The sequence below is a fragment of the Streptomyces sp. MZ04 genome, assembly GCF_004684775.1.
In the GTDB taxonomy this organism is placed as follows: Bacteria; Actinomycetota; Actinomycetes; order Streptomycetales; family Streptomycetaceae; genus Streptomyces.
This window is the reverse complement of record NZ_SRIC01000061.1, coordinates 22,245-33,505: the sequence shown is the minus strand read 5'-3', so window position 1 is coordinate 33,505 and position 11,261 is coordinate 22,245. Positions and strand designations below refer to the sequence as shown.

Sequence of the window (11,261 nt, the reverse complement as noted above, 5' to 3'; positions counted from 1 at the left end):
ATGAGCGTCTCGTGGGCTCGGAGATGTGTATAAGCGACAGCCGGCGAATAGATGGAGGAGGCGCCACCCTCCAGGATCCTCGCCGCCAGGTCCAGGCCGGCGCTGAAGTGCCCGTCGTCGTCCTTCGCGCTTCGCGCACCGGGATCCTTGAGCAGGCGAAGCTTCCCCTCCACGCCGGGCGCCTGCTCCAGGCTGCGTTCCAGGCTGCGGTACTCCTGTTGCAGGGAACGGGGAGCGGCTTCCCTTGCTTCCTCGAGCTTGGGAAGGATGTCCAGGACAGCTCGAATGCGCTCCTTGGTGTAGTCGTCGATCTGCTCGACCTGGAGAGCCGCTTCGAGGACTTCCTCACCGGACGGCTTGTCGGTGCGTGACTTGGCGTCGAGATACCGAAGCACCTGGAACGGGTGGGTCAGAACCGCTCTGACGATGTTGGTGTGATCCTCCGGGATCAGCGGCCCCCACGGCTCGGGGAACTGGACATCCGGGTCCAGCCACAGCCCCAGTGTCCTTCCGGGGAAGCGGTCGAAGATGGAATCGGGCAGACGTCTGGCCACGGCGATGTCCGACTCACCCAGGGCGGCCAGAACCACCGCCCGGATATCGGTTTCGACCTGCTTCTCCAGGATCGCCGGCAGCTTCACACTGCCGAGATCCACGATGAAGCGACTGCCGTCCTGCTTCGGTGCCTGCGGGGCGCTACCCATCTCGTTCTCTCCGATCGTGGTGCGGTTCCTGCTCAGTCGCCGCAGGGACCTCCGTCCCGCGTCACGACGAGTGGGCAGATATGGCAAGCCGACGCCCCTTGCTGGTGGAACCATCGGCACTGATGTCTGATCGAGCAACGTGGCAACGTGTCAGTGGTGCCGGAGTCCTCAATGAGGCCCGAAAGACGGGTGGGCAGGCTGCAGCCACCCTCGGCCCACTGCTGACACGCGCGTTCCACACAGGGCGAACTGAACCGGAAGCGTTCCTCCGGCGCGCGCTCCGACCGGACGCGGCTCATGAATTCGGCGGTAGCCGTCAGCCTGTCTCTGATGTAGCCCACCGAGCCGTCGGCCCGGACCACACCCAGGACGATCGCGCCCTCACTTGCCGGGGCACTGGGACACAACAGCGGAGCTGCAGCATCCTTCTCACAATCGGACATGAATGGGCCCCTGCCATGTCGCCGCATGGAAATTGCCGTGCCTACTCAACGTAGAACAGCGACATACGGAGCGCATCCGGAGCTGGCCGCGCGGGGCGCCCCCCTTCCGCCGGGAACCTCAGCTGACCACGTCCTTCCGGGCGAACCCCCGGAACGCCAACGCGAACAGCACCACCGCGTACGTCACCGAGACCGCCGCCCCCTGGATCATCCCGCCCCACTCCGGCCGCGGCTGGATCGCGTCCGCCCACGCGAACTGCCAGTGCGCGGGGAGGAAGTCGCGCCAGCTGCCCAGCGCTGTCACCGCGTCCAGGACGTTGCCGACGATCGTCAGGCCGACCGCCCCTCCGACCGCGCCCAGCGGTGCGTCCGTCTTCGTCGAGAGCCAGAACGCAAGGCCTGCGGTCACCAGTTGGGACACGAAGACGTACGCCACGACGATCGCCAGGCGCTGCGCCGCCGTGCCCGCCGGCAGTGTGCCGCCGGTCGGGATCTCCAGCGGTCCCCAGCCGTACGCCGCCGTACCGACCGCGAAGGCGATCAGCGGGAGGAGGATCATCGCGGCCGCGCTCAGGCCCAGCGCGACGGCCAGTTTGGACCAGAGGAGGCGGGCCCGTGGCACGGGGGCCGCAAGCAAGTAGCGCAGGGACGACCAGCTTGCCTCGGAGGCGATGGTGTCGCCGCAGAACAGTGCGACGGGGATGACGAGGAGGAAGCCCGCCGACACGAACAGACACGTCGCCGCGAAGTTCGCGCCGGACGCGGTGGCCGTGTCCATCAGCGTCACCCGGCCGTTGTCGGCACCCGGCGACCCCGCGACGGCGAAGGCGATGAGCAGGATGAACGGCAGCAGGCCCATCACCGCGCCCATCACCAGGGTGCGGCGGCGCTTCAGCTGGCGTACCGCCTCGACCCTCAGCGGCAGCGTCCGCCCGGGGCGGTAGCCGGGCGCGGTCGAGACGAGCTCGGGCGTGGACTCAAGGCCGGGCGTGGGCTCTTGCTCAGTGATGGCGCTCACGCGGAGTCCCCTCCGATCAGGGTCAAGAAGGCGTCCTCAAGACGCCGGTGCGGGCCGAGGGAGTCCACCGGCAGCTCCAGGCGCACCAGTTCGGGCAGCAGGTGGGATGCGCTCGTGCCGTCGAGGCGCACCAGGAGGCCGCCGTCCGCGCGGACCGCCGATGCCACTCCGGGCAGCGCGGCGACCTTGTCGACCAGGGGGTCCGAGACGTCGTCCGCGAGGCCCACGAGGAGCGTGTCGCCGGAGCCCACGATCTCGGAGACCGGGCCCGCCTGGACGAGACGGCCGCGGTCCATGACCACCAGGTGGGTGCAGGACTGTTCGACCTCCGCGAGGAGGTGGCTGGAGACGATGACCGTGCGGCCGCCCTCGGCGTACCGGATCATCACCTCGCGCATCTCGCGGATCTGCGGCGGGTCCAGGCCGTTGGTCGGTTCGTCGAGGATCAGCAGGTCCGGCAGGCCCAGCATCGCCTGGGCGATGGCGAGCCGCTGCCGCATGCCCTGGGAGTACGTGCGCACCGCGCGGGCAAGGGCGTCGCCCAGCCCGGCGATCTTCAGCGCCTCGTCCAGGTGGGCGTCATCGGCGGGGCGCCCTGTGGCCTTCCAGTACAGCTCCAGGTTCTCCCGGCCGGAGAGGTGCGGCAGGAATCCCGCACCCTCGACGAAGGCGCCGACGCGGGACAGCACGGGCGCACCCGGCCTGATCGCCTGCCCGAAGACGCGGATCTCGCCCGCGTCGGGCCGGATCAGGCCCATCAGCATCCGCAGGGTCGTCGTCTTGCCCGCTCCGTTCGGGCCGAGCAGGCCGAGCACCTGCCCCCGCTCGACGCGGAAGGAGACGTCACGGACCGCGTAACGGTCCGCCGACTTCGCGTACCGCTTGCTCAAGTCCGTGATCTGGAGTGGGACTTCGGCGAGTTGCGGGTCCGGTGCGGGTGCCGTCGTCCGGCGCCGCCCGGTGAGCAGGAGCAGGACCGCGATCACCGCTCCCGCCGCAGGCAGCCACCACACCCAGGAAGGCAGCGGTGCGGCCGCCGTCTTCACGCCGGGCGCGGTGGGGACCGACAGGTCGCTCTTCAGGGACACCGTGTACGTGGTGGGCTCCGCCGGAGAGGCGTAGCCCAGGTCCGTCGAGGAGAGGACGAGCCGCAGCCGGTGGCCCTTCTGCAGGTCGTGGTCGACGGCGGGGAGGGTCAGGTCGACGTCCTTGCCCTGCTCGGCGTCCTCCACCCATATCGGCGCGACCAGTTGCGCGGGCAGCACCGGCTGCTCGTCGCCCGGACCCACGTCGTACACCTTCCCGAAGAGCACCGCGTCGTCGCTCTCGGACTTCACGTGCACCCGCACGCTGGGCGAGCCGGTGAGCCGTACGTCGTCCTTCAGCGGCGCCGACTCGAACGCGGCGTACTGGCCAGGGAAGTCGAGGGAGACGCCGACGCCGAGCGAGGACAGCTGGGAGAGGCCGCCGCCTCCGACGCCCGGCAGCGCGGAGATCGCGGGCGGCGCGGCCCCCGCCGGGTTCTCGAAGCTCTGCTCGCGCCCGGCGGCCGCGGGGCGGTCCTCGCTCCCGGCGGCACCCTGCCCGAACGCGCCCCCGGGCGCGATGCCGGGCGCGCTGCCGGTCAGCGGCACCTCGCGGATGCCGCTCCGCAGGCCCGGATACCGGTCCGCGCTCGCGCCGCGCAACGTGGCGGCGCCATCGGTGGAGTCGATGCCTCCGGTGCGCGTGACACGGAACGCCGGTCCCGTGTCCGCGTTCTTGTCGTCCTTCAGATAGCGGTCGAACCACGACCCGATGCGGGCGTTCACCCGGCCCGTCTCGCGGTCCCCGCCGTCGTGGCCGCCGGAGATCCAGTCGACGGACACGGGTGCGTGGTTGCCGCGGATCGCCTGGGCCATCGCGTCGGCCTGGCCGAGCGGGAAGAGGGAGTCGGACTGGCCCTGCACGATCAGGGCGGGCACCTTGACGCGGTCGCCGACGGCGGACGGGCTGCGGTCCGCGAGGAGTGCGCGGGCCCGGCCGTCCGGCTTCCCGGAGACCGCGACCCGGTCGTACATCTCGCAGAGCCGCTTCTCGAATTGGTCGCAGCCGCCGCCCGTGCTGATGAAGAGTCCCGCCCAGAGCTTCTTGAACACGCCGTGGGGGAAGAGCGCGTCGCTGAGGTTCCAGTACGTGATCTGGGGCGCGATGGCGTCCACGCGCTCGTCGTGACCCGCGGCGAGGAGGGAGACCGCGCCGCCGTACGAGGCGCCGGTGACGCCCACGCGCGGGTCGCCGTCCTTGTCCAGCTCCACCTCGGGGCGGTCGGCCAGCCAGTCGATCAGACGGGAGACGTCGGCGACCTCGCCCTTCGGGTCGTTCAGGCCGATCTTGCCCGTGGACTTTCCGAAGCCGCGGGCGGACCAGGTGAGCACCGCGTACCCCTCGCGGGCGAGGTCCTCCGCCTGGTCGCGTACGTCTTCCTTGCTGCCGCCGAACCCATGGCCGATGAGGACGGCCGGGCGCTTCGCGTCGCTGCCGCCCGCGGTGAAGTACGACGTGTCGATCTTCGCGCCGCCCGCGCTTCTCATCTCCATGACGCGGTCCGAGCGGTGCACGGCGGGGGCGTCGTCCGATGCCACCGCCGTCCAGGTGCCCGCGCCGACCAGCACCGCGAGGGCGGCGCCGGCGGCGAGCAGTCCACGCTTGGGCAGTCGTAGATCCATGCGTCAACCGTACGGGCGGGGGCTGACATCCGAGGCAGCCGCCGGGGTGAACCCGCGTACCTACCTGGGGAGTACGCGCAAGGGCCCGCGTACCACGGTCGCGGTACGCGGGCCCCTGTTCACCGACCCCGCTCAGTGGTTGCGCGGGAATCCCAGGTCCACGCCCGACGGGGCGTCCGACGGGTCCGGCCAGCGCGTGGTGACGACCTTGCCGCGCGTGTAGAAGTGCGTGCCGTCGTTGCCGTAGATGTGGTGGTCGCCGAAGAGCGAGTCCTTCCAGCCGCCGAAGGAGTGGTAGCCCACCGGCACGGGGATCGGCACGTTCACGCCGACCATGCCCGCCTCGATCTCCAGCTGGAAGCGGCGCGCGGCGCCCCCGTCACGGGTGAAGATCGCGGTGCCGTTGCCGAACGGCGAGGCGTTCATCAGCGCCACGCCCTCCTCGTACGTGTCGACACGCAGCACGCAGAGGACCGGGCCGAAGATCTCGTCCTGGTAGGCCTTCGCGGTGGTCGGTACGTTGTCGAGCAGCGAGAGGCCGATCCAGTGGCCGTCCTCGTGGCCCTCGACCGTGAGGCCCGTGCCGTCGAGCACGACGTCGCAGCCCTCGGCCGCCGCACCCGTCACGTACGAGGCGACCTTGTCGCGGTGCGCGGCCGTGATGAGCGGGCCCATCTCGGACGTCGGGTCGTTGCCGGGACCGATCTTGATCTTCTCGGCGCGCTCCTTGATCTTCGCGACCAGCGCGTCACCGACGGAGCCGACCGCGACGACGGCCGAGATGGCCATGCAGCGCTCGCCCGCCGAGCCGTACGCCGCCGACACGGCGGCGTCCGCGGCCGCGTCCAGGTCGGCGTCCGGCAGGACCAGCATGTGGTTCTTGGCGCCGCCGAGCGCCTGCACGCGCTTGCCGTTGGCGGACGCGGTGGTGTGGATGTAGCGGGCGATCGGGGTCGAGCCGACGAAGGAGACGGCGGCCACGTCCGGGTGCTCGAGCAGCGCGTCCACGGCCACCTTGTCGCCGTGCACGACGTTGAAGACGCCGTCCGGCAGACCGGCCTCGCTGAGCAGCTCCGCGATCTTCATCGACGCCGACGGGTCCTTCTCCGACGGCTTCAGGATGAAGGTGTTGCCGCACGCGATGGCCAGCGGGAACATCCACATCGGCACCATGGCCGGGAAGTTGAACGGCGTGATGCCGGCGACGACACCGAGCGGCTGGCGGATGGACGACACGTCCACGCGCGAGGCCACCTCCGTCGACAGCTCGCCCTTCAGCTGCACGGTGATGCCGCACGCCAGGTCCACGATCTCCAGGCCACGGGCGACCTCGCCGAGGGCGTCCGAGTGCACCTTGCCGTGCTCGGCGGTGATCAGCTCGGCGATCGCGTCACGGTTGGCGTCGAGCAGCGCGCGGAAGGCGAAGAGCACCGAGGTGCGCTTGGCCAGGGACGACTTGCCCCACGTCTCGTACGCGGCCTTCGCGGAGGCGACGGCGGCGTCCACCTCGTCCACGGAGGCGAAGGCGACCTGGGTGGTGACGGCGCCGGTCGCCGGGTCGGTCACCGGACCGTACGTACCCGACGCACCCTCGACGGTCTTCCCACCGATCCAGTGATTGACGGTCTTCGTCATGATCAAGCATCCCTACTCTCAGCTGGCGTCGGCACTCGCACAGGTCTCACAGGTCTCACAGGTCTCTTAGGTCTCTCAGATCTCACAGATAGCGGCGTCGGGCTGTGGCGTGCCGGTCGTACTCTTCCCTGGCCTTGACCGCCGACGGTCGGGTCGCTGTCTCGGCCACGGGCACATCCCACCACGCCTGCGCCGGGGGCGGGCCCGACACTGTGTCTGCCGTTTCGGTCTCGACGTAGACACATGTGGGCCGGTCGGCCGAGCGCGCCTCGGCGAGGGCATCGCGCAGGTCACCGACGGTTTTGGCGCGGATCACCCGCATCCCCAGGGAGGCCGCGTTGGCCGCCAGGTCGACGGGCAGCGGGGCGCTCGTGTACGTGCCGTCCGGCGCCCGGAAGCGGTAGGCCGTGCCGAAACGCTCGCCGCCCACGGACTCGGAGAGGCCGCCGATGGACGCGTACCCGTGGTTCTGCAGGATCACGACCTTGACCGGGATGTTCTCCTGGACGGCCGTGACGATCTCGGTGGGCATCATGAGATACGTTCCGTCGCCGACCAGCGCCCAGACGTGGTGGTCCGGTGCGGCCATCGCGACGCCGATCGACGCGGGGATCTCGTATCCCATGCAGGAGTAGCCGTACTCGACGTGGTACTGGCGCGGCGACCGCGACCGCCACAGCTTGTGGAGCTCGCCGGGGAGCGACCCGGCGGCGTTGATGATCACGTCCTGTTCCGTGACCAACTCGTCGAGCAGGCCGAGGACTTGGGCCTGGGTGGGCCGTACGTCGGGTTCGTCGGCCGCGTACGCCGCGTCGACGCGCTGCTCCCAGCGCACCTTGTCGTCGGTGTACTCGGCGGCGTACGCGTCCGTGACGCGGTACCCGTCGAGCGCCCCGGTCAGGGCCCGCAGCCCGGCCCGCGCGTCGGCGATCAGGGGCGCGCCCGCCATCTTGTGGCCGTCGAAGGGCGTGATGTTGAGGTTGAGGAAGCGGACGTCCGGCGCGGCGAAGAGCGTCCCGGAAGCCGTCGTGAAGTCGCTGTAGCGGGTGCCGACGCCGATCACCAGGTCGGCGGTGCAGGCCAGTTCGTCGGCGGTCGCGGTGCCGGTGTGCCCGATGCCGCCGACGTCCGCCGGGTGGTCGAAGCGCAGGGACCCCTTGCCGGCCTGGGTGGAGGCGACCGGGATCCCGGTGGCGTCGGCGAACTCCCGCAGCGCGTCCTCGGCGGCACTGTGGTGCACTCCGCCGCCCGCGACGATCAGGGGGCGCCCGGCGTCGCGTACGAGTCGTGCGGCGGCGGCCACTTCCAGCGGATCGGGCGCCTGGCGGCGTACGGCCCAGGTCCGCTCCTCGAAGAACGCCTGGGGCCAGTCGTACGCCTCCGCCTGCACGTCCTGCGGCAGGGCGAGCGTGACGGCGCCGGTGGCGGCCGGATCGGTGAGCACCCGCATCGCGGCGAGCGCGGCCGGGATCAGGGCCTCGGGCCGGGTGATCCGGTCGAAGTACTTCGACACGGGCCGCAGACAGTCGTTGACCGACACATCGCCCGCGTACGGGACTTCGAGCTGCTGGAGCACCGGGTCGGCGGGCCGGGTCGCGAAGGTGTCGCCGGGCAGCAGCAGGACCGGCAGGTGGTTGACGGTCGCGAGCGCGGCGCCGGTGACGAGGTTGGTCGCACCGGGCCCGATGGAGGTGGTGACGGCGTGTGTGGACAGGCGGCCGGACTGGCGGGCGTACCCGACGGCGGCGTGCACCATGGCCTGTTCGTTGCGCCCCTGGTGGTAGGGCATCTCATCCGCGTACTCGACGAGCGCCTGGCCGATCCCCGCCACGTTCCCGTGCCCGAAGATGCCCCAGGTGGCGCCGATGAGCCGCTGCCGATGGCCGTCCCGCTCGGTGAACTGCCGGGACAGGAAGCGGACGAGCGCCTGCGCGGTGGTGAGCCTCACCGTGTTCGTCGCGGTCATCGGTATCCCTCCGTGTGATCGGGATGGAAGCAGATCCGCCACTCCCGCTCGGGCCCCGGTCCCGCCATCACGTTCAGGTAGTACATGGCGTGCCCCGGCTGGGCGATGGACGGCCCGTGCCAGCCGTCGGGGACGAGCACGGCGTCGCCGGTACGCACCTCGGCGAGGACATCCGTACCGCCGGGCCGGGACGGGAAGACCCGCTGATACCCGAAGCCTTCGTAGCCGCCCGGAGCCTCGATCTCGAAGTAATAGATCTCCTCGAGCTCGGTCTCCAGGCCGGGGCGGTTCTCGTCGTGTTTGTGCGGCGGGTACGAGGACCAGTGTCCGCCGGGCGTGATCACCTCGACGGCGATGAGGCGGTCGCAGTCGAAGGCGTCGGCGGACGCGAAGTTGCGGACCTCGCGGGCGCAGTTGCCGCTCCCGCGTTGTTCGACGGAGACCTCCGGCGCGGAGCCGTAGCGGGCGGGGAGTCGACGCTCGCACTTCGCTCCTGCCAGGGCGAAGCGGCCTCCCGCGCCGGAGGCGATCTGGATCTGGGCGTCACGGGGCACATAGGCGAAGTCACCGACTCCGCTGAACACGCCGTCCCGGCCCAGCAGTTCGATGATCTCGCCTTCCGCGTGCACCGTACAGCCGCCGGCAAGAGGGAGCACGATCCATTCACTCTCCCCGGTGGCGAAGGAGTGCGTGGCACCGGGCGCCAGTTCGAGCACCCGCAGCTCGGAATGGCTGAGTCCGGTCCGCTTGGGGCCGAGGTCGAGGACATACGGTCCGTCGGCCGCGCTGCCCTTCGGTACGTACGTCATGTGGCCCTCCTACAGCAGTCCGACGGCGGTGTCGACAGCGCCCGCCACGTCACCGTCCGCCGGGTACAGCAGCGTGCGCCCCGCGACGAGCCCCTGGACGGTGGGCAGTTGCAGGGCGTCGCGCCACTTCTCGTACGCGGCGTCGCTTTCGTCACCGAGATCGCCGCCGAGCAGTACGGCGGGCAGGGTCGAGGTCTCCATGACCCGCGCCATGTCGTCCGGATTCTCGGTGACGGGAACCTTCAGCCAGGTGTACGCCGATGTCCCGGCGAGGCCGGAGGCGATGGCGATGGACGTGGTGACGGCTTCGGCGCTCAGATCGTTGCGCGGCGGTGCGCCGTCCGCCGCGCGGCGGCAGAGGAACGGCTCCACGAAGACGGGCAGCCCGCGCGCGGCCATCGAGTCGACGGCGCGGGCGGCGGAGTCCATGGTCGCGAGCGATCCGGGGTCGTCGTAGTCGACCCGGAGCAGCAGCTTCCCGGCATCGAACCCGAGCCGTTCCAGATCCTCGGCGCGATACCCGGTGAACCGGTCGTCCAGCTCGAACGAGGCCCCGGCGAGCCCGCCGCGGTTCATGGACCCCATGACGACTTTCCCGTCGAGGGCGCCGAGCAGGAGGAGATCCTCCAGAATGTCGGCGGTGGCGAGCACGCCGTCCACGCGGGGGCGGGACAGCGCGAGACAGAGCCGCTGAAGCAGGTCCCTGCGATTGGCCATGGCGAGTCTGTCCCCACCCACGGCGAGGGCACCCCGCGCGGGGTGATCGGCGGCGATGATCATCAACCGCCCACCGTCCCGGAGGAGCGGCCGCCGGGTGCGCCGGGCGGCGGCTTCGGCAATGGCTTCTGGCCGCTCGGCCCTGATGCGGGTGAGCCCGGCGATATCAGTCACCGTCGATCACCGCCTCCGCCGAGTTCGTCCTCAAACTCCCCCAAGCTCTTAAAGAGCAGGGAGGGACCCCCTCGACGGGCTGAATGTGCCCGGCCTCAACCGCCGCCTCGACCTCGCCAGAGAACGGCATGGCGGAAGAACACTCCAGCCGAGAGGCGACAATCGCCCCCGCCGCATTGGCGTACCGCATGATCCGCTCAAGCCCCCACCCCCCGAGCAACCCATGGCACAGGGCCCCGCCGAACGCGTCCCCCGCCCCCAGACCGTTCAGGACGGTCACGGGCAAGGGCGGCACCTCGGCGACCTCCCCGGAGCGACTGACGGCGAGCACACCCTTCGGCCCCTGCTTCACCACGGCAAGCTCAACTCCCGCCGCCAGCAAGGCCCGAGCGGCCGCGTGCGGCTCCCGCTCCCCCGTGGCCACCTCGACCTCGTCGAGATTGCCGACGGCGACGGTCGCGTGCCGCAGGGCTTCGGCGTAGAAGGGGCGGGCCTCCTGCGGGTCGCTCCAGAACATCGGCCGCCAGTCCAGGTCGAAGACGGTGACCTCGCGCCGCCCCCTGGCCGCGAGCGCCGCCAGCGTCGCGCTTCGACTGGGCTCCGCGCTCAGCCCCGTACCCGTCATCCAGAACACCCGCGCGGCAGCGATCGCGCCGAGGTCGAGTTCGCTCTCGTACATCTCGAGGTCGGGCGCCTTCGGCTGCCGGTAGAAGTAGAGCGGGAAGTCGTCGGGCGGGAAGATCTCGCAGAAGGTGACCGGCGTGGGGAGTCCGGCGACCCCCGTCACCCACCGGTCGTCGACGCCGAACTCCCGCAGCGCCCGGTGCAGATAGTCACCGAAGGGGTCATGGCCCGTACGCGTGAGGACCGCGACCCGGCGGCCGAGCCGCGCCGCCGCCACCGCGACGTTCGACGCCGATCCGCCGAGGAACTTGCCGAAGGTGGTCACATCGGCGAGCGGCACCCCGGCCTGCAGGGGATACAGATCCACCCCGATCCGGCCCATGGTGATGACGTCGTACGGTTCGGTCACCGTCACCCTGCACTCCCTCTCGGCGTGGCCCACCCCTAGGTCTAATCCCGCCCC

At 70.8% G+C, this 11,261-nt stretch carries 8 protein-coding genes; all 8 read right to left on the bottom strand.

Annotated elements, in window-relative coordinates:
* The coding region (locus E2651_RS15890) for a hypothetical protein (RefSeq protein ID WP_135331784.1) at positions 1-842 on the bottom strand (842 nt) is incomplete at its 3' end.
* A 423-nt stretch (positions 843-1,265) separates the two neighbouring features.
* On the bottom strand, positions 1,266-2,156 hold the full coding sequence (locus E2651_RS15885; protein WP_135331788.1) for an ABC transporter permease: 891 nt from the start codon (positions 2,154-2,156) through the stop codon (positions 1,266-1,268).
* A gap of 5 nt (positions 2,157-2,161) precedes the next feature.
* Entirely contained in the window at positions 2,162-4,873 is a 2,712-nt protein-coding gene (locus tag E2651_RS15880; RefSeq protein ID WP_167828806.1) for an alpha/beta fold hydrolase, read from the bottom strand.
* A 132-nt stretch (positions 4,874-5,005) separates the two neighbouring features.
* Positions 5,006-6,508, bottom strand: coding sequence for a CoA-acylating methylmalonate-semialdehyde dehydrogenase (mmsA, locus tag E2651_RS15875; protein ID WP_135331783.1), 1,503 nt, complete (start codon positions 6,506-6,508; stop codon positions 5,006-5,008).
* Between the two features lie 82 nt (positions 6,509-6,590).
* A complete protein-coding gene (gene iolD, locus E2651_RS15870; RefSeq protein ID WP_135331782.1) occupies positions 6,591-8,474 on the bottom strand; it encodes a 3D-(3,5/4)-trihydroxycyclohexane-1,2-dione acylhydrolase (decyclizing) in 1,884 nt (627 codons plus the stop codon).
* On the bottom strand, positions 8,471-9,283 hold the full coding sequence (gene iolB, locus E2651_RS15865) for a 5-deoxy-glucuronate isomerase (protein WP_135331781.1): 813 nt from the start codon (positions 9,281-9,283) through the stop codon (positions 8,471-8,473). The genes iolD and iolB overlap by 4 nt, the downstream gene beginning before the upstream one ends.
* Positions 9,284-9,292: 9 nt before the next feature.
* Positions 9,293-10,174 (bottom strand): deoxyribose-phosphate aldolase, encoded by an 882-nt coding sequence (locus tag E2651_RS15860; RefSeq protein ID WP_135331780.1) that lies wholly within the window; start codon positions 10,172-10,174, stop codon positions 9,293-9,295.
* Complete coding sequence (gene iolC / locus E2651_RS15855) at positions 10,167-11,207, bottom strand: 5-dehydro-2-deoxygluconokinase (RefSeq protein ID WP_280922796.1); 1,041 nt, start codon at positions 11,205-11,207, stop codon at positions 10,167-10,169. Before iolC ends, E2651_RS15860 begins: the two co-directional genes overlap by 8 nt.
* Positions 11,208-11,261 lie beyond the last annotated feature (54 nt).

What these genes read in the sequence shown, in the direction of transcription:
- E2651_RS15880 (WP_167828806.1), bottom strand. Translation starts at nt 4,873, where the DNA reads ATGGATCTACGACTGCCCAAGCGTGGACTGCTCGCCGCCGGCGCCGCC.
- mmsA (WP_135331783.1), bottom strand. Translation starts at nt 6,508, where the DNA reads ATGACGAAGACCGTCAATCACTGGATCGGTGGGAAGACCGTCGAGGGT.
- iolD (WP_135331782.1), bottom strand. Translation starts at nt 8,474, where the DNA reads ATGACCGCGACGAACACGGTGAGGCTCACCACCGCGCAGGCGCTCGTC.
- iolB (WP_135331781.1), bottom strand. Translation starts at nt 9,283, where the DNA reads ATGACGTACGTACCGAAGGGCAGCGCGGCCGACGGACCGTATGTCCTC.